This window comes from Brachybacterium tyrofermentans (assembly GCF_014897585.1).
Taxonomy (GTDB): domain Bacteria; phylum Actinomycetota; class Actinomycetes; order Actinomycetales; family Dermabacteraceae; genus Brachybacterium; species Brachybacterium tyrofermentans.
In genome coordinates this window covers 55,071-76,265 of the sequence record NZ_JABUXW010000001.1, presented here as the reverse complement: position 1 = coordinate 76,265, position 21,195 = coordinate 55,071, and the positions used below count along the sequence as shown (strand labels likewise).

Below are 21,195 nucleotides of genomic sequence, written 5' to 3'. Positions count from 1 at the left end.
ATGGTCGCACGTCGGCGATCCCGGACGGGACGGAACGAGTCCTGTCCACGCGGGCCTCCCTGCCGTACCGTGGGAGCACCTGCTGGAAGGAGCCGCCGCGCCATGGTGATCGACGCCGACGACGACACCCCGGACCCCGAGGACCACAGCCACGGTCCCGATGAGAGCATCGACGTGCGCGACAACACCGTCGCCGGTCGCTATGAGGCGGTGCGCAGCGGCGCTGTCGTCGGCATCATGATCTACGAGCGCACCCGCTCGCGCATCGAGCTGATCCACACCGTCACCGACCCCGCGCATCGCGGCGAGGGCGTGGCCTCGGTCCTGGTGCGCACCACACTGGCGGAAGCCCGCGCGAGCGGCCTGGGTGTGCTCGTGATCTGCCCGTTCATCGAGAGCTGGCTGCAGCGGCACCCCGAGCAGGCCGGCGGAGTCATCGTCGACGACTGACCTGCCCCGCGCCCCGGCTCCCGCGCTGGGCTCCCGCCGGTCGGCCCGACGGCGTAGCGTCGGCCCCATGGACGCTCTCGATCTCCTCCGTGACCTCACCTCCCGCCCCCGCGACGCCGCCGAGCGGCTGCGCCCGGACCTCAACCCCGTGACGCTCAACGCCCGACCCGGCGGCCACGACAACTCCGTGGCCTGGCTGCTGTGGCACTCCGGCCGCGAGATCGACGTGCAGCTCGCCGGCCTCACCGGCGAGGACGAGCTGTGGACCGCCCGCGGCTTCGCCGAGCGCTTCGACCTCGGCACCGAGGGGGACGGCGTCGGCTACGGCCACACGCCGGAGCAGGCCCGACGCATCCTCGTCGACGACGCGGACCTGCTGCTGGAGTACCTCGAGGCGACCCTCGACGCGGTGGTCACCTACCTCGATCGACTCACCGAGGCCGAGCTGGACGACGTGATCGACGAGGAGTGGGATCCGCCGGTCACGCGCGGCGCCCGCCTGATCAGCGTCGTCGACGACGCCATCCAGCACCTCGCCCAGGCCGCCTACGCGCTCGGCATGCCGGTGGGCGACTGAGCCCATCCTCTGAGCCCATCCGCCAGGCGCCCACCTGCCTGAGTGCTCTCCTGCCTGTCCGCCTGCTCAGACCAGCTCGCCCTCGATGCGCCCGAGATACTCCCGGCCCACGGGGGTGAGTGCGAAATCCTGCCGCTTCGCCCCGGTCCGGGCCACATCGACCTTCTCCAGGCTGAGCACTCCCGAGTCGGCGAGGCGCCGCAGCGTGCGGTAGAGGCCGCGATCGGTGATCGTCCATCCGGTCGCCGTCGCGAAGCGAGGCGCGATATCCGCGGCGGGGATCGGGCCGTGGTCGCGGATGATCCGCAGCAGGGTGAGCGTGGTCGCCGATTTCTTGTAGACCTCGACCCACGACCGGGCCAGCTCGTCGGCCCATTCGACGTCCTCCGGGGAGGTGGCCGCCTGCAGGGCGGGGGCAGGGTGCTCGGTCATGCGCGCGGCGCCTCGAAGCCGCGTTCGCGCAGCGCGGCCAGGCCGTGCGCGATCAGCCCGAGCCCCCAGAACCCGGCCATGCCGAAGGTGGCCCCGAACCACCCGGCGTCCAGGGCGAGATAGCCGTCTCCCTGGATGGCGGGCGCGGCCGACGCGATCAGCGCATAGGCGTGCAGCAGATAGCCGGTGTTGACGATCGCGTAGGTGAGGGCGTGTGCGACCAGGCGCCCATAGCGGACCCTGCCCAGCGAGCGGCCGTAGATCACCAGGTAGATCGCGTAGCCCAGGGCGATCACGACCAGCGGGAGCGTGGTCAGCACCGTGATGCGGTTGCCTGCCAGCACAATGAGCAGATGTACGACCGCCGTGGCCACGAGCACGGCGAGGGCGTAGAGGAACAGGCTGGCGTGGGCGCGGGAAGCGCTGGACGGGATCCCGGCTCGGGGCGACGCGGATGAGGCGGTCATGAGGTGTCCCTCCAGAGTGCCCAGCGGCTGTGTACCACTGGTGCAACGAATATGGGAACTGTACCTCTGGTACACCGCGTCGTGTCAAGGTCTCGGCGGAGCTGGAGCTGGAGCTGGAGCTGGAGCTGGAGCCGGAGCCAGCACCGAGGATCAGTCCGGCCGCACCGCGCTCAGGCAGAACGGGTGCCCGACGGGGTCGAGCATCACCCGCCAGGCCGACGGGTCGGGCTGCACATCGGCCTCCTGCGCCCCGATCCGGCGTGCCGCGTCGACCGCGATCTCGAGGTCGTCGGCGGCCAGGTCCAGGTGCATCTGCGCACGCTGCGGACCGTGCGGCCACTGCGGAGCGACGTACTCGTCGGCCCGCATCAGCGTGATCATCGGACCCGCGCCGGCGAGGCACACCACGCTGCGGTCCTCGGCGGCGAAGGCCTCGGTGAGGCCGAGCAGCGCGCAGTAGAAGGGGGCCAGATCATCCGGCCGGGGGCAGTCGATCGAGACGGAGGCGAGCGGGGCGATGGCGGTCGGGGGCGAGTTCTGAGGCATCGCGCCACTCTAGGGACTCGGTCCGACAATGGAGCGGCGCCGTCCCGCCGGTCCGTTCTCTCCTCCACATCGTCCCGTCGTCCCCAGCCCGGACAAGGATCACGTCCCGACGGTCAGCCGAGGTTCCTACACTGGAGCGGTGACATCTACCGAGGCCTTCGAAGCTGGACCCGATCGCGCCCTGGAGCGCACCCCGCCCCAGGATCTCCCGGCGGAGCGCGGCGTGCTGGGCGGCATGATGCTGTCCAAGGACGCGATCGCCGACGTCGTGGAGACCCTGCAGGGCAATGACTTCTACCGCCCCGCGCACGAGATGGTCTTCGAGGCGATCATCGACTTGTACGGCCGCGGGGAGCCCGCTGACCTGGTCACCGTCTCCGATGAGCTCTCCAAGCGCGGCGAGCTCGCGCGGGTGGGCGGCGGTGCCTACCTCGCCGACCTCATCGACATGGTCCCCACCGCGGCGAACGCCGGGTTCTACGCCGAGATCGTCGTCGAGCGCGCGCAGCTCCGTCGTCTGGTGGAGGCCGGGACCCGCATCGTCCAGCTCGGCTACGCGGCCGACGGCGGCGAGGTCGACGAGGCCATCAACGAGGCGCAGGCGCAGGTGTACGCGGTCACCGAGCGCGGCGCCTCGGAGGACTTCCTGCCGCTGGGCGAGGTCATCGACGAGACCCTCAACACGATCGAGGCCACCCAGAACCGCGGCGGCCAGGTCACCGGCGTTCCCACCGGCTTCGCGGAGTTCGACGAGCTCACCCAGGGACTCCACGGCGGCCAGATGATCATCTTCGCCGGCCGTCCCGCCATGGGTAAGACGACCCTCGGCATGGACGTGCTGCGCTCGGCCTCGATCCACAACGGCAAGGCCAGCGTCATCTTCTCTCTGGAGATGGACAAGACCGAGATCACGATGCGTCTGCTCAGCGCCGAGGCGCAGGTGCCGATGAACCGCATGCGTGACGGCTCGATGGACGACCGCGACTGGCAGGCGATGGCGCGCGCCATGAGCCGCATCGCCGATGCCCCGCTGTTCATGGACGACTCGGCGAACATGTCGCTGATGGAGATCCGTGCGAAGTGCCGTCGTCTGAAGCAGAAGCACGACCTCTCGCTCGTAGTCATCGACTACCTGCAGCTGATGAGCTCGGGCAAGAAGGTCGAGTCCCGTCAGCAGGAGGTCTCGGAGTTCTCGCGTGCGCTGAAGCTGCTGGCCAAGGAGATCCAGGTGCCGGTCATCGCGATCTCGCAGCTGAACCGTGGCAGCGAGCAGCGCACCGACAAGACCCCGATGATGAGCGACCTGCGTGAGTCGGGCTCGATCGAGCAGGACGCCGACCTCATCCTCCTGATCCACCGCGAGGACTACTACGAGAAGGAGTCCGCCCGCGCCGGCGAAGCGGACCTCATCATCGCCAAGCACCGTAACGGCGCCACCAAGACGATCCCTGTCGCCTTCGAGGGCCACTACTCCCGCTTCAAGGACATGGCGCACGGCGGGGGCGGCTTCAGCGGCTGACCTGCTGACCTGCTGACCTGCTGACCTCCTGAATCGTCCGGCGACGTTGCGGGTGGCTCGTCAGGCGGCGAGCTCCACGGCGTTGTCGCAGAGGGCGGCCACGCAGTCCGCGAGGCGGAAGCCTTCCCCTCCGGTGGTCGCGGCGATGCGCTCCGGGTCCGGTCGGATGCCGTTGGTGTTGGTGTTGGTGTTGGTGCTGGTGCTGGTGCTGGGAGCCTCGGACGTGCTGGTCGTGGCGGGGCTACGCCGGATCGAAAGGTGCTCGAGCATGGCGGGCCAGCGTGCCTGGACGGGGCGACCGTCGGCGTCGACCACGGTGAAGCGCTGGCCCAGGGTTTCGGCGGCGGGGTCTCGGGGCATCAACCGCAGGCCCCCTTCATGGACTATCACGTGATGACGGCGGCACAGCAGCGCCAGACCGTCGATATCGGTGGGTCCGCCTTCGGACCACGGGACCACATGGTGGGCGTCGAGGTGCTGGGACTGGTGGCAGCCTGGAAAGCTGCAGGTCGTGTCCCGCAGGCGCAGCGCGCGACGCTGAGCCCGCGATGCCAAGCGCCGTGACCTGCCCAGATGGAGGATCTCGCCCCCGGTATCGGTGATCGTGATCGCGACCTTACCGGTGCAGGCGAGCCGTTCGGCGGTACGTGCCTCCAGTGGTCCCGCCCCGAGCGCCCTGCAGAGCTCAGGCGTTCCCGCGGGAACGTCCGGTGACGGTGCGTCGGCGGTGGTTCTCTCGCCGGCAAACGTTCCCGCGGGAACGTTCTGGATGAGTGACTCGGCGCTGACCTGGACGACCACCAGGTGGCGGTCCTCGCCGGAGCGATCATCGGGCTCCGCATCGAGGAAGGTGCGGGCGAGCTGCAGCACGGCATCGGCCTTGCGCTGATCAAGGGTCGGGTCCGTGGTGACCTCGGCGGCGCTCTGCGTGGCCTCCGCCTCCGAGAGTTGATCCGCACGGGAGACGGCCCGCGGGGTGACACGGTTCCCGGAGCCGTCCAGCGACGGTGCATCGGCCCCGGACTCATCGGCCCCGGACACACCGACCCTGGGATCGACGGCTCCGGGATCGACGGCCTGCGGCTGGGTCCCGTCGCGGTCCAGTGCGAGGTTGAGAGCGGTGACCACCTCGGCGCCCATCTCGGCGGGGAGCAGTGCGCGGATCTCGACCATCCCGTCGTCGCGGACCTGCCAGCGGGCCTGGCGCACGGCGTCCTGGCCGAGCCGGCTGCCATCGACCGCACGGAAGGAGGCGATGGTGCTGGCGAGCTGCGACGCCGTCATGGAGCGCGCGAAGTCCACGAGGAGCGCCTCGTCGATGCGGTCGACGACGCGGGTGATCTCGCGGACCTTCGAGTAGGAGAGGCGCCCGGCGCGGAACTCGGCGACGGTCAGCGGCATCGTCGGCAGCGCGCGGGCCACGCGGACGTGCTCGCGGGCGGTTCCCGGCGACATCGAGCAGGACCAGGACAGCCAGTGCGCCGTGGACTTCAGGCCTCCGAACCAGCCGAGCCCGTCGCGGGCGTCGAACTCGCCGACCATGAGGAGCAGCTCGCACGTGGCCTCGGCGATCACCGCCGCCTGCTGCTGGATCCGGGTCCCGAGCTCTTCGGCATCGGTGCGCGTGAGCCGGGCGGGAGCAGCGGGTGCGGACTCAAGCTCGGATCCGGGCTCGGGCTCGGACCCAGGCGCTGGAGGGGCGGGAGAGCTTGACGGGACCTCGAAGCTCTCGGGACTGTCGGACCCTTCCGGCCCACGGGGGCTTCGGGGTCGCTGGGACGGCGGGCTGGTGGTCATGGCACTCTCCAAGGGACGTCGACTCTGATCGTCGATGCCAGTCCACCAGAGGGGTGTGACAGACGAGCCGCACCGCCCACAGGGTACGGAGACGGGGTGCCGTGATGGGCTCCGCTGGTGCGTGGTGCGTGGTGCGTGGTGCGTGGTGCGTGGTGCGTGGTGCGTGGTGCGTCGAGTCAGGAGCGCTCGGGGCGCGCGACCTTCCGCAGCTCGGCGCCGGTCGCGCTGTCGGTGGCCTCGAGGATCTCCGTCGGGGCGCCCTGGGCGATGATCCACCCGCCCTTGTCCCCGGCGCCGGGCCCCATGTCGATCACGTGGTCGCTCTGGGCGATCACGCGCTGGTCGTGCTCGACCACCACCACGCTCTGCCCGCCGTCGACGAGCCGGTTCAGCTCGCTCACCAGCAGATCCACGTCTGCCGGATGCAGGCCCGAGGTGGGTTCGTCCAGCAGGTACACGCTGTGCCCGCGCACGGTGCGCTGCAGTTCGGTGGCCAGCTTGATCCGCTGCGCCTCGCCGCCGGAGAGCTCCGTGGCGCTCTGGCCGAGGGTGAGATAGCCGAGCCCGATCGCGGCGAGGGCATCCAGGGCCCGCGTGATGCGGGGATCACCGGCGAACACCTCGCGGGCTCGGGCGACGGACAGCTCGAGCACCTCGGCGATGGTCAGGCCCTCCCAGCGCACCTCGAGCGTCTCGTCGGCGTAGCGGCGGCCGTGGCAGAGCGGGCAGGTGGCGTACGAGCCGGGCAGGAACACCAGCTCCACCTCGATCTGGCCCGTGCCGCTGCACTCAGGGCAGCGCCCCTCCGCGACGTTGTACGAGAAGCGGCCCACGCCCCAGCCGCGCCGACGGGCCTCCGGGGTGTCCGCGAAGAGCCGACGCACCCGGTCGAAGAAGCCCGTGTAGGTCGCCAGGCACGAGCGCGGCGTGCGACCGATGGGCTTCTGTGTGATGTGCACCAGGCGGTCGATGCCCTCGGCGCCGCGGACGTCGCCGTGGCGCACCTGCTCACCGGCCCCATCCTGACCCGGTCCGGCACCAAGACCTGCACCAGGACCCGCCCCGAGAGCGGCCCCGAGATCGTCCGCGGTGCCGGCGTCGGCCGACGGGTCGGGCTCGTCGGCCACCGTGGTGCGCACGCGCTCGCCGAGGATCGTGCCCAGGCAGTGCGTGACCAGGGTGGACTTGCCGGCGCCGGAGACGCCCGTGACCGCGGTGAACGTGCCGAGCGGGAGGCGCAGGTCGACATCGCGCAGGGTGCGGGCGGTCAGGGCGTCGATCTCGAGCAGTCCGCGAGCGGTGCGCACCTCCCCGGGACCTCGCAGTGCCAGAGGTCCCGGGTCGAGGTAGCGCGCGGTCACGGAATCCTCCGCCTCGGAGAGGCCCTCGACCACGCCGGAGTACAGCACCTCGCCGCCGTCGGTCCCCGCCCCGGGGCCCACATCGATCACCCAGTCGGCGTCGGCCACCAGCGTCATGTCGTGCTCGACCAGCAGCACCGAGTTGCCCTCGGCGAGGAAGGAGTCCAGCAGATGGCGCAGCACGTCCTTCTCGCTCGGGTGCAGTCCGGCCGACGGCTCGTCGAGCACATAGGCGACGCCGAACAGGCCCGAGCGCAGCTGCGCCGCGAGCCGCAGCCGCTGCAGCTCGCCGGTGGAGAGGGTGCGTGCCGGACGATCCAGCGCCAGGTGCCCGAGCCCGAGGCCCACGATGGTGCGCAGCACCGGCAGCACGGTGGGCAGGAGGATCCGCTCCGCCTCGTCCTCGGGGGTGCCCTCGACCTCCGGCAGCGCCTCGAACCGTGTGCTCAAGCTGGTCAGGAGCTCATCCAAGGGCTGCTGCGTGAGCTGCCAGATCGGCAGGCCGACGTAGGTGACGCGCAGGGCGTCGGGCCCCAGGCGGTGCCCCTCGCACAGAGGGCAGACCGACATCTCGAAGTGCGTCAGCGCCCGTCGGCGCGTGGACTCCGCGGCGGAGTGGGAGACGGTGTCGCGCAGGTACCGCTCGACGCTGCGCCACTGGCCGCGGTAGGTGCCGTGGGCCTGGCCGGGCTCCCGCACCGGTTCGACGGTCACGACCGGCTGCTCCTCGGTGTGGAGGATCCAGTCGCGGGTCGCCTCCGGCAGCTCGCGCCAGGGGGCGTGGATGTCGACGCCGAGCGTGGCGAGGATGTCGCGGAAGTTCTTGCCCAGCCACGCCCCGGGCCAGGCGGCGATCGCGCCGTCGGCGATCGAGAGCGAGTCGTCGGGGACCATCGAGGACTGGGTCGGCTCCCGCAGCACGCCCGCCCCGTGGCAGCGCGGGCACGCGCCGTCGGGCGTGTTTGGCGAGAAGAAGTCCGAGGTCAGGCGCCCGCTGGGGAGGCCGCTGGGTGATGCGTGGCCCTGCTCGAGGATGTCGGCCGGATGCTCCCCGGCTCGCGAGTACAGCAGGCGGATCGCGTTGGAGAGGTTCGTGGTGGTGCCGACGGTGGAGCGGGCTCCGCCGACGGTGGAGCGCTGTTCGAGGGCGACCGTGGGCGGCATCCCGGTCACGGACTCCACGCGCGGGTCCACGGCGCTGCCGATCAGCCGACGGGCGAAGGGCGCGACCGATTCGAGGTAGCGGCGCTGGGACTCGCCATGGATCGTGCCGAAGGCGAGCGACGATTTCCCGGAACCGGAGACGCCGGTGAACGCGACGAGGCGGCCGCGGGGCAGATCGACGGCGACATCGCGCAGATTGTGCAGGCGCGCGCCGCGCACATGCACGAAGCCGTCATCGGCACCGAACGGGGGGAGTGCGGGGGTGGCCATCTCGACAACGTAGCAAGAACGAGGTGGGCAGGGCCCGACGCGTCGGGTGCCCGACCAGGAGGTCTGCCGCCGCCCCGGGGTCGGGGCGAATATGCCTGTGGTGGCCATCACGACTGCTACGGTCTGCGGGAGCCCGGGAACCCCTGATCCGATCTGACCCGATCTGACCCTCCCCGCCCGGGCCCAGAGCAGAACGAAGGAGTTGTGCCCGTGACCTCCCCACCCCAGGGATCTTCCGGACCCGCCCCGGGTCCCGTCGGCCCCGCCCCCGAGCCCACCCCCGAGCAGTTCCTCGCGGTCCAGCAGTCCGAGGAGTTCATCGGCCTGCGGCGCAGCTTCCGCGGCTTCGCGATCCCGATGACCATCGCCTTCCTGGTCTGGTACCTGGCGTACGTGCTGCTGTCGACCTACGCCGAGGGCTTCATGTCGATCCAGGTGATCGGCAACCTGAACCTCGGGATCATCCTGGGTCTGAGCCAGTTCGTCATGACCTTCCTGATCACCTGGCTGTACATCCGCCACGCGAACAAGAACCTCGATCCGGTCTCCAGCCGGATCCGTGACGAGCTCGAGGGGACCCACTGATGGAATTCGGCAATCCGGTCCTGAACATCGCGATCTTCCTGGTCTTCGTGGTGGTGACCCTGGTGGTCGTCATCAAGGTCTCCAAGACCACCACCAAGGCCAGCGACTTCTACCACGGCGGCCGCAGCTTCTCCGGTCGTCAGAACGGCATCGCCATCGCCGGCGACTATCTCTCGGCGGCGTCGTTCCTCGGCATCGTGGGCTCCGTGGCCCTGTACGGCTACGACGGCCTGCTGTACTCCGTCGGCTTCCTCGTGGCCTGGCTGGTGGCTCTGCTGCTGGTCGCCGAGCCGCTGCGCAACACCGGCAAGTACACGATGGCGGACGTGCTGAGCTTCCGCATGCGCCAGCGCCCCGTGCGCACCGCCGCGGCGACCTCCACCCTCGCCGTCACCTTCTTCTACCTGCTCGCCCAGATGGCCGGCGCCGGGGCCCTGGTGTCCCTGCTCATCGGCATCGAGGGCAAGGTGGGTCAGTCGATCGTGATCGCCGTGGTCGGCTTCGTGATGATCGCCTACGTGATGATCGGCGGCATGAAGGGCACCACCTGGGTGCAGATCATCAAGGCGGTGCTGCTGATCACCGCGGTCGGCATCACCACGGTGTGGATCCTGGCCCTGAACGGCTTCAACCTCTCCGCGGTGCTCGGCAACGCCGTCGAGTCGCACCCGGACGGCACGGCGATCCTCGAGCCGATGCTCAACTACGGTGGCTCCGGCACCTCGAAGCTCGGCTTCATCTCCCTCGCGATCGCGCTCGTGTTCGGCGCGGCCGGCCTCCCGCACGTGCTGATGCGCTTCTACACGGTGCCCACCGCGAAGGAGGCGCGGCGCTCGGTGGTCTGGGCGATCGCCCTGATCGGCTTCTTCTACCTGTGCACCCTGGTGCTCGGCTTCGCCGCCGCGTACATGGTGGGCGTCGACGTCATCGGCGATCTCCCGGGTGGCTCGAACTCCGCGGCACCGGCGCTCGCCTATGCCGTGGGCGGCACCGTGCTGATGGCCATCATCTCCGCGGTCGCCTTCGCGACCATCCTCGCGGTGGTGGCTGGGCTGACGATCACCGCCTCGGCCTCGTTCGCGCACGACATCTACAACGGTGTCATCAAGCATGGCGAGGCCGACCCGAAGAAGGAGGTCGCCGTCGCCCGACGCACCGCCGTGGTGATCGGTGCGATCTCCATCCTCGGCGGCATCCTCGCCGCCGAGCAGAACGTGGCGTTCCTGGTCTCGCTCGCCTTCGCGATCGCCGCGAGCGCGAACCTGCCCTCGATCCTGTACTCGCTGTACTGGAAGCGGTTCAACACCCGCGGCTCCCTGTGGAGCATCTACGGCGGCCTGTTCAGCGCCCTGTTCCTCATCGCGTTCTCGCCGGTGGTCTCCGGCAGCGAGACGGCGATGATCCCGGGTGCGGACTTCGCCTGGTTCCCGCTCACGAACCCCGCGCTCATCTCGGTGCCGCTGGGCTTCTTCCTCGGCTGGCTGGGCTCGGTGACCTCCTCGGAGAGCAACGAGCTCAAGCAGGCCGAGATGGAGGTGCGCTCCATGACCGGGGCCGGCTCCGAGAAGGCGACCATCGAGCACTGAGTTCGGGTGCTGCGTGCTGCTCAGGCCAGGCGCAGCCCCGACTCCGGGCGGGTCGCCCGGTCGTGGAGGTCGATGATCTGCTGCTCCACGGCCGGCGGCGCCGGGCCGGATACGTCCAGCAGGCGGCACACGGCGACATCCTGGGACGCCGCGCGATACCGCGCCACCCAGTCCTGATGCTCCTGGTCATCCGCCCGACGGGTGCCGAGGGATTCGAAGCGGTCCACGTCGATCCGCCAGGGCTTCGGGGTCAGGCGGGCCCGGTAGGTGTCGTGGACGCGGCACAGGATCATGTAGAGCTTGTCGCTCCACACCTGCTCCATGAACTCCCGGGCACGGTCGCTGCGTGGTGCGAGGCCGCTGCCCGTGACCAGGAGCCGGAAGCCGTTGCGGGTGCGGTAGGTGCGCACGCCGAGCTCCGGATGCTGCGCGCGGAAGGTCTCGATCAGCGCCAGCGAGCGGGCATGGCTCTCTCCGCGCCGGTGGAGGCCCGGCAGACCGAAGGCATCCGGATCGGCCTCTTCCTCGGTCAGCGGCACCGGGGCGCTGCCGAACAGGCGCGAGAGGAAGCTGCCGCTCGGATCCTGCGCGCGGTCCAGCTCGGAGGGTTTGACGAGGTCGATGTCGGTGATCAGCACGGCGTCCGTGTTCAGCACGGCGGCGCCGTACCGATTGCGGGTGATCGCGGCGATCAGCTCGCCGTCCGGCCCGTGGAGCTCCTCCAGCAGCTCCTCGGGAAGCCGACGGTCGGGATAGTACTCGCGGTCGGGGTCGTTCCGGCGCCCCGGACCGCCGGAGGCCACGAGGCGCTCCAGGCGGTCGCGGGCGTCGTGTTCGGCGACCTGCGGTGACTCGTCCGAGGAGCCGTGGACGGTGAGGTCGAGCTCGCGTCCGTCCGCGAGGGTCCGGGTCTCGCGGACGGACGCCCAATGACGGGGGATCGGCTTCATCCCTCGACCGTACCGCGCCCGGAGGGGATCAGCCGGGCGGGGGCGGCGCAGGGGGCGGCGCAGGGGCGGTCAGCCCAGCGCGGCGATATCAGCCCAGGGTGGCGGTGAGGGTGATGTCCACGCCGGTCAGAGCCTTGGAGACCGGGCAGGAGGACTTGGCCTCGTCGGCGAGACGCTGGAAGTCGGCGTCCTCGATCCCGTCGATCGACGCCGTGACGCTCAGCGCGATGCCGGTGATGCCGCCCTCGCCGATGTTGAAGCTGACGTCGGCGGAGGTGTCGACCGAGGTGGGCGGGGTGCCGTTCTCGGCCAGCATGTTGGAGAACTGCATCGAGTAGCAGGCGGCGTGCGCGGCGCCCAGCAGCTCCTCGGGGGAGGTGGTTCCCTGCGCGGACTCCTCGGCGCGAGCCTTCCAGCTCAGGTCGAAGGTGCCGAGCTCGGAGGTCTCCAGGGTGGTGGTCCCGGAGCCCGAGATCAGATCGCCCTTCCAGGCGGTGGAGGCGGTGGAGGTGACGGTGCGGGGCATGGTGACTCCTTCGATCGGCGGTCGCCCTGCGCTGTCGCGAAGGGCGCTCGCTGTCCACCGTAGCCCCGCCCAACGGCCGACGGGAGGGGCCGATGGTCCCGTGAGCCGTGAGCCGTGAGCCGTGAGCCGTGAGCCGTGAGCCGTGAGCCGTGAGCCGTGAGCCGTGAGCCGTGAGCCGTGAGCTGTGAGCTGTGAGCTGTGAGCCGCCAGCCCTCAGCCTTCAGCTGCGATCGGGGGTCGGCGATCAGCGAGGAGCAGCGACCAGCAGGGGTCGGCGATCAGAGCGGATCGGCGACCAGCGAGGCAAAGAGGGGTGAATAGCCGGGCGATTCCCCCAACTTTGCCTCGCTCACGGTGAGGAATGGGTGCGGGTTGGGTGGGGGAAAGGTGCGGGGGTGCGGGTTGGGTGGGGGAAAGGTGCGGGGGCGCGGGTTGGGTGGGGGAAAGGTGCGGGGGCGCGGGTTGGGTAGGGAAATTCGCGGGGGTGCGGGGTGCGGGGTGCGGGCGTGGGCGGGGGTTACTGCAGGGACTCGAACTTGCGGATCCAGGCCGAGCCGATGGGGTTGGCGTCGGCCATCATGATCACGAAGCGGTCCCCGGCGATCTCGGCGACCTCGGTCAGCGCCACGCGGCGCTCGTGCTCGAGGGAATGGTCCAGGCGGCGCACCCCGTCGGCGATCACCTTCGCGAAGGTGTCGGTGCGGCCCAGGAACGCCACGAAGGGCATGTCGAACTTCTCGGAATAGCGGGCGGAGAGGTCGCGCACCGCCAGGATGTCCTCGTCCGACAGGTTCTCCAGCGCGAAGGAGCCCACGTCCTGGCTGATCACGCCGGCCTGCTCCTCGTCGGCGGTCACCAGGGTGGCCATGTCGGGGTAGCTCGCCACCAGGGAGTCCTGCTCGGCGCGGTCCGCGGAGAGCACCTCGTCCTCGATGGCCGCGCGCAGAGCGGGGGCGTCGGCGAAGGGGCGCGACTCCCAGGCCTGCTCGAGCGGCCAGGTCGCCCCGTTGAACAGCGACCCGAAGGTGCTCACGAAGGTCTCGCGAGCCATGTCGTTGACCTCGGAGATGCCGATGCGCTCGCCGGCGGCGGTGGTGGTGACCTTGGAGCCCTGCTGGCCGCCGATGTGGAAGAAGAGCACGTTGAGCACGATCGCGGTGATTGCGCCGACGGTCACGCCCGAGGAGACGAACACCTGTGCCCAGGCGGGGAACACGCCCGCGATGTCGGGCTTGAAGCTGACCAGCATCGCCAGGCCCAGCGAGGTGCCCACGATGACCGAGTTGCGGTTGTCGGTGAGATCGACCTTGGACAGGGTCTGGACGCCCACGAGCGCCACCGAGGCGAAGAGGGCGAGGGAGGCGCCGCCCAGCACGGGGGAGGGGATCGCCTCCACGACGGCGCCGGCCTTGGGCAGCACACCGAGCACGATCATGATCACGCCGGCCCCGGCCACCACCCAGCGGGACTTCACCCGGGTCAGGCGCACCAGGCCGATGTTCTGGGCGAAGCAGGTGTACGGGAAGGAGTTCAGCACGCCGCCCAGCAGCGTGGAGAGACCGTCGGCCCGGATCGCCTCGGAGATGTTCTTGGGCCGGATCCGCTTGCCGACGATCTCGCCCGCGGCGAAGACGTCGCCGGTGGTCTCGACCATGGTGATCAGCATGACGATGATCATCGAGACGATCGCGGTGAGCGAGAAGGTGGGGATGCCGAAGTAGAACGGTGTGGTGACGCCGAAGGCGGAGGCCTCGGTGACGCCGCCGAAGGAGGTGTCGCCCAGGATCACCGCGACGGCGGTGCCGATCACGAGGCCCAGCAGCACCGCGATCGTGCCGAGGAAGCCGCGGAAGAACCGCTGCACCAGCACGATGATCCCCAGCGTGCCCAGGGCGTAGGCGATGTCGCGGCCGGCCGGGACGCCCTCGGCGTAGTTGGTGATGTCCCCGGCGGAGACGCCCAGCAGCGTGATGCCCATCGTGGTCAGCACGGTGCCGATCACCACCGGCGGGAAGAACCGCAGGATCTTCGCGAAGTACGGGGCCACCAGGAAGGTGAACAGGCCCGCCACGATGATCGAGCCGTAGATCATCGGCAGACCCTCGACGCCGCCCTCACCACCGGTCGCGGCCAGGCCGATCGCGATGATCGGGCTCACCGCGGTGGTGGTCACGCCCTGGATGATCGGCAGGCGCACGCCCACCTTCCAGAAGCCCACCGACTGGATCAGCGTCGCGATGCCGCAGGTGAACAGGTCCGCGTTGATCAGGTGGATGGTCTGCTCCGCCGTCAGGCCCAGGCCCGAGGCGATCAGCAGCGGCACGATGACCGCGCCGGCGTAGAAGGCCAGCACGTGCTGGAGGGACAGCACGCCGAGCCGGGCAGGAGGAGGCACCTGGTCCACGGGATGCGTGCGGGGCGTCTCGAGCGCGGGTGAGGCGGTGGTCATGGGCCGTCCTTGGGGATCCAGCGGGTGAAGGGAGGGGGAGCCGGGAGAGCAGGGGAGGCCCCGCGCATCAGGGTAGGGCCCGGAGGGTTCTCGAGGCCGCCCAGGATCACGCCTCGGCCGCTGGACGCCCCCGAACGAGAGGCACCCCACGCGCTCTGCGGAACCGGCGGCCGGACGGGCGTGACGCGTGACATCAGGGGCAACAGATGGCCCTTCTGCGCGTCGCGGTGTAGAAGGGAGGCGTGAGCACCTCCCCGTCGTCGACCCCGTCGTCGACCCCGCCCTCGACTCCGCCCTCGACGCCGCCGTCGGCCCAGCCCTCGAACCAGCCGTCGACCCCAGCCCCTGCTGCGCCCGCCCGTGCCGCCGCTGTCGGCGGTGTGCTCGCGGTGCTGGCCGTCGGCGTCATCGCCGTGAACCTGCGTCCCGGGGCGACCAGCATCGGGCCGCTCATGGAGGACATCGTCGGCGCGTTCGGTCAGGGCGCGATCGCCTCGGGCCTGCTCACCGCCCTGCCCTGCATCGCCTTCGGCGTCTTCGGCTTCCTGGCCGTCCCGATCTCCCGCCGGCTGGGCCTGACCGGCACCATCGTCGCCTCCTTCGTGCTGGTGGCGCTCGGGCTCCTGCTGCGGCCCGCCGCCAGCAGCTTCGGCATGTTCCTCGCCCTGTCGCTGCTGGTGCTCATCGGGCCGGCGCTCGGCAACGTGGTGGTGCCCGCCTGGATCAAGCAGCACGGCGGGCTGCGCACCGTGGGCCTGATGACGCTGTACAGCGTGACCCTCGCGATCGGCGGCTCCGCGGGGGCCGCGTTCGCCGTGCCGCTGGCAGGCGGTGCGGCCGACGGGTGGCGCGACTCGCTCCAGTTCTGGGGGATGGTCGCCGTCGTCCCCGTGGTGGTCTGGGCCGTTGCGCTCACGCGCACCGGGCACGACTTCCCGCCCGCCCCGCCGAGCGGCGACCTGCCCGGCTCGCTGCTGCGCTCGCCGACGGCGATCGCGCTGACCGTCATGTTCGGGGTGCAGTCCACGAACGCCTACACCCAGTTCGGGATGCTGCCCCAGATCCTCACCGCCTCCGGCCTCACGCCCACGCGGGCGGGGCTGATCATCGCGGTGATCTCCGGCTGGGGGATCGTGGGCGGGCTCGTCATGCCCACCGTCATCGCCCGCTTCCGTCAGCTCCCCTGGCTGGTCGCGGGTTTCGGCGTGCTCACCACGATCGGCTACCTCGGCTTCTGGCTGGCGCCGGCCGCGAGCCCGCTGCTGTGGGCGTGCGTGCTGGGGATCGGCGGCTTCGCCTTCCCCACCGCGATCGCCCTGCTGCCCGCCCGCACCCGATCCGCCCGGGTGACCGCCCGGCTGGCCGGGATGGCTCAGCCCCTGGGCTATGTGTTCGCGGCGATCGGCCCGATCGCCGCCGGCGCCCTGCTGGACACGACCGGCTCGGTGCCGGCCGTGCTGCTCTTCCTCGCCCTGACCGGCATAGTCCTCGCCATCGCGGGCTATCGGGCGGCGCTGCCGCGGATGGTCGACGACGAGATCGCCGCCTGACCTCGCCCGGCACCGCGTGACGCGACGAGCCGCACGACGATTCGTGGGAAGATGCCGTCATGAGCATCGTCAGCACGCTGCGCATCCTGGCGTCCCAGCGACCGTCCCTCCCGTCCCGCGCCATCGCGACCTCTGCTCGCGTGGAGCGTCGGCGGCCGCGGCATGTCCCGGTGACCTGGATCGATGCGCCCCTCGCAGCAACCGCCACCATCGTCCACCTGCACGGGGGCGGCTATGTGCGCGGCGAGAGCCCGAACCACTGGGGCTGGATCGAGGAGGTCGGTCGGCGCAGCGGCGCGGCCACCGCGATGGTCCATTACCGGATGCCCCCGCGGCATCCGTTCCCGGCCGCCATCGAGGACGTCCTGCACGCCCTCGACGCGATGGCCGAGGAGAGCCTGCTGCGTCCCGGACGCTGGGTGCTCTCCGGGGACAGCGCCGGCGGCGGCCTCGCGCTCGCCGTCGCCCAGACCCTCGCCCACTCCGGGGGCGACGTCCCCGCCCTGCTGCTGCTCGAGTCCCCCTGGGCTGACCTCACCGTCCAGGTGGACGAGGAGAGCGACCACGGCACCGCGGCGCGCCTCTACGCCGGCACGGTCCCGGCGGACAACCCGCGCATCAGCCCCCTGCTGGGCGACCTCGGCACCCTGCCGCCGGTGCACCTGGTCACCGGCAGCCAGGATCCGTTCGTCACGGACTCCCGCCGGTTGCACGAGGGGATCGCCGCGGCCGGCGGCGAGGTCGAGTACCTCGAGGTGGCCGGGGCCGGCCATGACCCCGCAGTGCTCGCCTCGGGCCCGACCGGGCAGGCCGCGCGCCGCTCGCAGATCGAGGCCGTCCGCGCTGGTCTGGGTCTCCGCGCGGCCGTCTGAGCGACAGCCTGAGCCATGGCCTGAGCGACCTGTTCGGGCCCCGTGGCGGAGTCCTCACGGGTCACGCGCCGGCGGGAACGCTCCTCGGCAGGCGGTCGAGCGCCTCGACCAGGGGTGAGAGCTCCGGGATGTCGCGAGCCTCCTGGAGGGTCTCCTCGAGGATGCGGTCGTAGGTGGGGCGAGCCTCGTCCAGCAGGGCGACGCCCGCAGGGGTGAGCTCGGTGTAGATGCCGCGGCGGTCGTCCGCGCACAGCACCCGGGCCAGCAGGCCGCGATCCTCCAGGCGGTTGACCAGGCGCGTCGCCGCGCTGGCGGAGAGTGCTGCGGCTCTCGCGAGCTGGCTCATCCGCATGTGCCAGCCGTGCTGACGGCTGAGGGCGTCCAGCACGGTGAACTCGACGACCGACAGGGTGTGCCTCTCGCCGAGCGCCTTCTCCAAGCGGGTCTCGATCAGGCCGTGCAGCGAGGCGAGCGTGCGCCAGCCCCGGGCGCGGATCTCGAGGGAGTCATCGGCGATGCCCATGGGGCCTCCTGAGGTGTGAGCAGTCTGGTGGGGGAGCGGTAGAACGACCCCTTCAGGATAGACGCTCTTGCAATAGCCCGCGCATGCAACTACTGTCCTCTCGTCATCACATAGTTGCATGCGCGGCATGACGGCGTGCGCGACGTTGAGTCTCCTCCGGATGCTGCGCGCCACATGGCCCGCCGCCCGGCCACCACGAAAGGATCGCGATGCCCCTCGCACTGCTCGCCCTCGCCCTCGGAGGCTTCGGGATCGGCCTCACCGAATTCGTCATCGCCGGCCTGCTGCCCGAGGTCGCCCAGGACCTCCAGGTCAGCGAGGCCGCCGCCGGCATGCTCATCTCCGGCTACGCGCTCTCCGTGGCCGTCGGCGCCCTGGGCCTCACCGCGCTCGTGAACCGCCTGAACCGCAAGCACGTCCTGTCCGGGCTCATGATCCTGTTCATCGCCGGCAACCTCGTCTCCGCGCTCGCCCCCAGCTACGAGCTGCTCCTGCTGGGGCGGATCCTCTCCGCCCTCACCCACGGCGCCTTCTTCGGGATCGGGGCGGTCGTCGCCGCGTCCCTCGTCGAGCGGTCGAAGCAGGCCGGAGCGATCGCCCTCATGTTCGGTGGGCTCACCACGGCCAACGTGCTCGGCGTCCCGCTGGGCACCCTGCTCGGCCAGCAGCTCGGCTGGCGCTCCACCTTCTGGGCCATCACCGTGATCGGTGTCCTCGCGCTGATCGGCATGCTCGTGCTGCTGCCGGACCGCCCCGTCGACAAGGACGCCCCCGGGCTCCGCCACGAGGTCACGGCCTTCCGCGACCGGCAGGTGTGGTTCTCGCTCGGCGTCACCGTGCTCGGCTTCGGCGGCATGTTCGGTGCCTTCACCTACATCGCCTTCACCCTGACCGGGGTCTCCGGCTTCGCCTCGAGCTGGGTGCCGGGCCTGCTGATCCTCTTCGGCCTGGGCATGTTCGCCGGCAACCTCCTCGGCGGGAAGGCGGCGGACCGCTCCGTGCCCCGCACCCTCGTCGTCGTGCTGTCCGCCCTGCTGGTGGTCATGGTCGCTTTCGCCCTGCTCGCGGGATCGCAGATCGCCACCGTGCTGCTGCTGATGGCGATGGGGGCCTTCGGCTTCGCCACCGTCCCTGCGCTGCAGATGCGGATCATGGGGGACGCGGGCGAGGCCCCCACCCTGGCCTCGGGCGCCAACATCGCCGCATTCAACGTGGGCAACGCCCTCGGGGCCTGGCTCGGCGGCCTCGCGATCACCGCCGGCGGTGGGTACACGTCCCCGCTGTGGGTCGGGGCCGCGCTCACCGCGGGAGCGCTCATCGTGCTGGTCGTGGCGGAAAAGGAGCGTCGGCGAGCGGGCCGTCCGTCGGCCGCTGGGACGCAGGACACCCCGCAGTCGACCGGCATTCATGAACATGTGTGACGATACGTCTCGTAGAGCCGTCGGCCAGCACTGTCTGCAGTGCTAGCACCGTCTGCGTCGTCGGCACCGTCGAGCGGAAGGCGCATCATGCTTCTCGAACGATACTTCGAGACCGATCTCGCGCAGGCGAGCTATCTGATCGCCTCGACCGACGCCGGTCGCGCGATCGTCGTCGATCCCCGCCGCGACGTGCAGGGATATCTGGACCTCGCCGCCAAGCACGGCGTGAGCATCACCGATGTCACCGAGACCCACATCCATGCCGACTACCTCTCGGGCACCCGGGAGCTGGCCGCCGCCACGGGCGCCACGATCCACGTCTCCGGCCACGGCGGCGCGGACTGGTCCTACGGCTACGACGCGCACCTGCTCCACGACGGCGACGAGATCGCCCTCGGCGAGGTGCGGCTGCGCGCGCTGCACACTCCCGGGCACACCCCGGAGCACCTGAGCTTCCTGGTCACCGACGGGGGCGTCGCCGACGAGCCCGGCTACCTGCTCTCGGGTGACTTCATCTTCGCCGGGGACCTGGGGCGGCCCGACCTGCTCGACGAGGTCGCCGGAGGAGAGGACACCCGCGAGGACTCCGCCCGCACCATGTTCGCCTCGCTGCGGGACCGCTTCGTGACGCTGCCGGACCACCTCCAGGTGTTCCCCGGCCACGGCGCCGGCTCCGCCTGCGGGAAGTCGCTCGGCGCGGTGCCGTCCACGAGCGTCGGCTACGAGAAGCGCTTCGCCTGGTGGGCGCCGTTCGTCGCCGCGGGCGACGAGGACGGGTTCGTGGCTCAGCTGCTGGGCGGTCAGCCCGAGGCGCACGCCTACTTCGCGCGGATGAAGCGGCAGAACCGCGACGGGCCGGCCGTGCGCGGCGCCGTCGAGCCGCTGGCCGAGCTCGATCCGGCCGACGTCGCTTCCGCTCTCGCCGCCGGCTCGGCGGTCCTCCTGGACACCCGCAGCCTCGAGGAGGTGCACAGCGGCGCCGTGATCGGCGCCCTCACGGTGCCCGCGACGGCCAGCCGCTCCACCTACGCAGCCTGGACCTTCGATCCCGAGCGGGAGGACACCTCGGTGATCCTGCTGGCCCGCGACGGCGACCAGGCGCAGGAGCTGCGCGACAACCTGCTGCGCGTCGGGATCGACGCCGTGGCCGGGTATGTCACCGCGCTCGGTGACCTGCCCGGCTTCGTCCCGGAGACCGTCGCCCCGGCGGACCTCGAGGGTCACCGGCACGACCTGGTGCTCGATGTGCGCGGCCGCGACGAGCACGCCGACGGGGCGGTTCCCGGCTCGCAGCAGCTCCACGGCGGGCGGGCCCTGTGGGAGCTCGAGGAGCTCCCCGAGGGCGGGCGGATCGTCGTGTACTGCCAGTCCGGGCTGCGTGCCGGGGTGGTCTCCTCCGCACTGCGCCGTGCGGGCTACGACATCGTCGAGCTCGAGGGCAGCTATGCCGGCTGGTCGCGGTGGGCTGACGCGGCAGGGACTGAGGCAGCAGAGAATGAGGCAGCAGGGGTGGGGACAACCACGGAGGCGGCAGCCGGGGCAGAGGACGTCGTGGACGCCCGCTAATCTGATCCCATGACCCGCGGCGACCAGCCTCCTGATGACCAGGCGATCCGGGGTGGCAGCTCGTCGGCCGTCCCCGAGATCCGTGACCTGCTGCTCGCGCACACCTCCGCGGGGACCCTGCGGATCGTGCTCCAGCAGCTGACCCTCCGCGACGAGGGTCGCGAGGTCGGGGTGCATGAGGTGATCGATGCGGTCACCGACGTGGGCGGCAACCTCGTGACGTTCTCCCTGCGGGCCTCCGTGCACGGCGACCCTCAGGACGAGGCCCGGCTGGAGGCGGCGATCCGTCGGCTGCGCGAGGACATCGCCGCCGACCCGGCACGACCGATCGACAGCCTCGTCGTGATCCTCGACGGGGACGGGCGGCACCGGGTGAGCGTCGACAGCGGGCTGGAGATCTCCCCGCAGGATGCGGCCGCCCACCTCGCGCTCCGCGACGGAGCCCACCACATCTCGCACGAGTCGCCTGCGCTGGATGACCTGCGGGACCGGCTCGCGGGCCCTCCGCCCAGCCTGCTGCGACGGGGCCGTGACCTGGTGCGCGGGTGGCTGCGTCCCTCCGGCTGAGCCGACTTCTGCGGCGC

Annotated in this window: 19 protein-coding genes; 10 read left to right on the top strand and 9 right to left on the bottom strand. The window is 71.0% G+C overall.

What is annotated here, in order from left to right; genetic code table 11:
* Positions 1 to 102 precede the first annotated feature (102 nt).
* The gene (locus INT49_RS00310; protein WP_193115744.1) at positions 103 to 450 is read left to right on the top strand and encodes a GNAT family N-acetyltransferase; all 348 of its coding nucleotides are present in this window, start codon (positions 103 to 105) and stop codon (positions 448 to 450) included.
* Positions 451 to 517: 67 nt separating this feature from the next.
* The gene (locus INT49_RS00305) at positions 518 to 1,027 is read left to right on the top strand and encodes a mycothiol transferase (protein WP_193115743.1); all 510 of its coding nucleotides are present in this window, start codon (positions 518 to 520) and stop codon (positions 1,025 to 1,027) included.
* Between the two features lie 66 nt (positions 1,028 to 1,093).
* Here the strand turns inward: INT49_RS00305 and INT49_RS00300 are convergent, their stop codons facing one another.
* From INT49_RS00300 to INT49_RS00290, 3 genes are all read right to left on the bottom strand, one after another.
* Positions 1,094 to 1,459, bottom strand: coding sequence for a helix-turn-helix transcriptional regulator (locus tag INT49_RS00300; RefSeq protein WP_193115742.1), 366 nt, complete (start codon positions 1,457 to 1,459; stop codon positions 1,094 to 1,096).
* Positions 1,456 to 1,926 (bottom strand): hypothetical protein, encoded by a 471-nt coding sequence (locus INT49_RS00295; protein ID WP_193115741.1) that lies wholly within the window; start codon positions 1,924 to 1,926, stop codon positions 1,456 to 1,458. The genes INT49_RS00300 and INT49_RS00295 overlap by 4 nt, the downstream gene beginning before the upstream one ends.
* 150 nt (positions 1,927 to 2,076) lie before the next feature.
* The gene (locus tag INT49_RS00290; protein ID WP_193115740.1) at positions 2,077 to 2,472 is read right to left on the bottom strand and encodes a VOC family protein; all 396 of its coding nucleotides are present in this window, start codon (positions 2,470 to 2,472) and stop codon (positions 2,077 to 2,079) included.
* Between the two features lie 139 nt (positions 2,473 to 2,611).
* Here INT49_RS00290 and dnaB point away from each other — a divergent pair, with 139 nt between their 5' ends.
* A complete protein-coding gene (gene dnaB, locus INT49_RS00285; RefSeq protein WP_193115739.1) occupies positions 2,612 to 3,991 on the top strand; it encodes a replicative DNA helicase in 1,380 nt (459 codons plus the stop codon).
* Between the two features lie 60 nt (positions 3,992 to 4,051).
* On the opposite strand, the gene INT49_RS00280 is transcribed toward dnaB, so the two are convergent.
* Together INT49_RS00280 and INT49_RS00275 are read right to left on the bottom strand one after the other, a co-directional pair.
* Positions 4,052 to 5,788 (bottom strand): HNH endonuclease signature motif containing protein, encoded by a 1,737-nt coding sequence (locus INT49_RS00280; RefSeq protein ID WP_193115738.1) that lies wholly within the window; start codon positions 5,786 to 5,788, stop codon positions 4,052 to 4,054.
* A 176-nt stretch (positions 5,789 to 5,964) separates the two neighbouring features.
* A complete protein-coding gene (locus INT49_RS00275) occupies positions 5,965 to 8,583 on the bottom strand; it encodes an excinuclease ABC subunit UvrA (protein WP_193115737.1) in 2,619 nt (872 codons plus the stop codon).
* A gap of 210 nt (positions 8,584 to 8,793) precedes the next feature.
* On the opposite strand from INT49_RS00275, the gene INT49_RS00270 reads away from it, so the two are divergent.
* Complete coding sequence (locus INT49_RS00270) at positions 8,794 to 9,168, top strand: DUF485 domain-containing protein (protein ID WP_319021454.1); 375 nt, start codon at positions 8,794 to 8,796, stop codon at positions 9,166 to 9,168.
* Positions 9,168 to 10,754 carry a solute symporter family protein gene (locus INT49_RS00265; protein ID WP_193115735.1) on the top strand — a complete coding sequence of 529 codons (1,587 nt, stop codon included), beginning with the start codon at positions 9,168 to 9,170 and terminating at the stop codon, positions 10,752 to 10,754. The genes INT49_RS00270 and INT49_RS00265 overlap by 1 nt, the downstream gene beginning before the upstream one ends.
* Positions 10,755 to 10,774: 20 nt before the next feature.
* Here the strand turns inward: INT49_RS00265 and INT49_RS00260 are convergent, their stop codons facing one another.
* From INT49_RS00260 to INT49_RS00250, 3 genes are all read right to left on the bottom strand, one after another.
* Positions 10,775 to 11,704: a hypothetical protein gene (locus INT49_RS00260; protein WP_193115734.1), complete on the bottom strand. Its 930-nt coding sequence runs from the start codon at positions 11,702 to 11,704 to the stop codon at positions 10,775 to 10,777.
* Between the two features lie 88 nt (positions 11,705 to 11,792).
* Complete coding sequence (locus INT49_RS00255) at positions 11,793 to 12,230, bottom strand: OsmC family peroxiredoxin (protein WP_193115733.1); 438 nt, start codon at positions 12,228 to 12,230, stop codon at positions 11,793 to 11,795.
* Positions 12,231 to 12,747: 517 nt separating this feature from the next.
* Entirely contained in the window at positions 12,748 to 14,679 is a 1,932-nt protein-coding gene (locus INT49_RS00250; protein WP_193115732.1) for a solute carrier family 23 protein, read from the bottom strand.
* A gap of 242 nt (positions 14,680 to 14,921) precedes the next feature.
* On the opposite strand from INT49_RS00250, the gene INT49_RS00245 reads away from it, so the two are divergent.
* Complete coding sequence (locus INT49_RS00245; RefSeq protein ID WP_319021453.1) at positions 14,922 to 16,229, top strand: MFS transporter; 1,308 nt, start codon at positions 14,922 to 14,924, stop codon at positions 16,227 to 16,229.
* A 59-nt stretch (positions 16,230 to 16,288) separates the two neighbouring features.
* Positions 16,289 to 17,101, top strand: coding sequence for an alpha/beta hydrolase (locus INT49_RS00240; RefSeq protein ID WP_193115731.1), 813 nt, complete (start codon positions 16,289 to 16,291; stop codon positions 17,099 to 17,101).
* 61 nt (positions 17,102 to 17,162) lie between these two features.
* On the opposite strand, the gene INT49_RS00235 is transcribed toward INT49_RS00240, so the two are convergent.
* Positions 17,163 to 17,624, bottom strand: a complete 462-nt coding sequence (locus INT49_RS00235; RefSeq protein ID WP_193115730.1) for a MarR family winged helix-turn-helix transcriptional regulator — start codon at positions 17,622 to 17,624, stop codon at positions 17,163 to 17,165.
* Between the two features lie 209 nt (positions 17,625 to 17,833).
* Between INT49_RS00235 and INT49_RS00230 the strand changes: the two genes are divergently transcribed.
* The 3 genes from INT49_RS00230 (at position 17,834) to INT49_RS00220 (ending at position 21,178) form a co-directional block, all read left to right on the top strand.
* A complete protein-coding gene (locus INT49_RS00230) occupies positions 17,834 to 19,045 on the top strand; it encodes an MFS transporter (RefSeq protein ID WP_193115729.1) in 1,212 nt (403 codons plus the stop codon).
* A gap of 87 nt (positions 19,046 to 19,132) precedes the next feature.
* Positions 19,133 to 20,611 (top strand): MBL fold metallo-hydrolase, encoded by a 1,479-nt coding sequence (locus INT49_RS00225; RefSeq protein ID WP_193115728.1) that lies wholly within the window; start codon positions 19,133 to 19,135, stop codon positions 20,609 to 20,611.
* 9 nt (positions 20,612 to 20,620) lie between these two features.
* Positions 20,621 to 21,178, top strand: coding sequence for a hypothetical protein (locus INT49_RS00220; RefSeq protein ID WP_193115727.1), 558 nt, complete (start codon positions 20,621 to 20,623; stop codon positions 21,176 to 21,178).
* Positions 21,179 to 21,195 lie beyond the last annotated feature (17 nt).

Bases quoted from the DNA above. Each gene is read 5' to 3' on its own strand.
- INT49_RS00255 (WP_193115733.1), bottom strand. From the start codon at position 12,230: ATGCCCCGCACCGTCACCTCCACCGCCTCCACCGCCTGGAAGGGCGAT.
- INT49_RS00305 (WP_193115743.1), top strand. From the start codon at position 518: ATGGACGCTCTCGATCTCCTCCGTGACCTCACCTCCCGCCCCCGCGAC.
- INT49_RS00250 (WP_193115732.1), bottom strand. From the start codon at position 14,679: ATGACCACCGCCTCACCCGCGCTCGAGACGCCCCGCACGCATCCCGTG.
- INT49_RS00220 (WP_193115727.1), top strand. From the start codon at position 20,621: ATGACCCGCGGCGACCAGCCTCCTGATGACCAGGCGATCCGGGGTGGC.
- INT49_RS00290 (WP_193115740.1), bottom strand. From the start codon at position 2,472: ATGCCTCAGAACTCGCCCCCGACCGCCATCGCCCCGCTCGCCTCCGTC.
- INT49_RS00310 (WP_193115744.1), top strand. From the start codon at position 103: ATGGTGATCGACGCCGACGACGACACCCCGGACCCCGAGGACCACAGC.
- INT49_RS00225 (WP_193115728.1), top strand. From the start codon at position 19,133: ATGCTTCTCGAACGATACTTCGAGACCGATCTCGCGCAGGCGAGCTAT.
- INT49_RS00300 (WP_193115742.1), bottom strand. From the start codon at position 1,459: ATGACCGAGCACCCTGCCCCCGCCCTGCAGGCGGCCACCTCCCCGGAG.
- INT49_RS00275 (WP_193115737.1), bottom strand. From the start codon at position 8,583: ATGGCCACCCCCGCACTCCCCCCGTTCGGTGCCGATGACGGCTTCGTG.
- INT49_RS00260 (WP_193115734.1), bottom strand. From the start codon at position 11,704: ATGAAGCCGATCCCCCGTCATTGGGCGTCCGTCCGCGAGACCCGGACC.
- INT49_RS00235 (WP_193115730.1), bottom strand. From the start codon at position 17,624: ATGGGCATCGCCGATGACTCCCTCGAGATCCGCGCCCGGGGCTGGCGC.
- INT49_RS00280 (WP_193115738.1), bottom strand. From the start codon at position 5,788: ATGACCACCAGCCCGCCGTCCCAGCGACCCCGAAGCCCCCGTGGGCCG.
- INT49_RS00295 (WP_193115741.1), bottom strand. From the start codon at position 1,926: ATGACCGCCTCATCCGCGTCGCCCCGAGCCGGGATCCCGTCCAGCGCT.
- INT49_RS00230 (WP_193115729.1), top strand. From the start codon at position 17,834: ATGCCCCTCGCACTGCTCGCCCTCGCCCTCGGAGGCTTCGGGATCGGC.
- INT49_RS00265 (WP_193115735.1), top strand. From the start codon at position 9,168: ATGGAATTCGGCAATCCGGTCCTGAACATCGCGATCTTCCTGGTCTTC.
- INT49_RS00240 (WP_193115731.1), top strand. From the start codon at position 16,289: ATGAGCATCGTCAGCACGCTGCGCATCCTGGCGTCCCAGCGACCGTCC.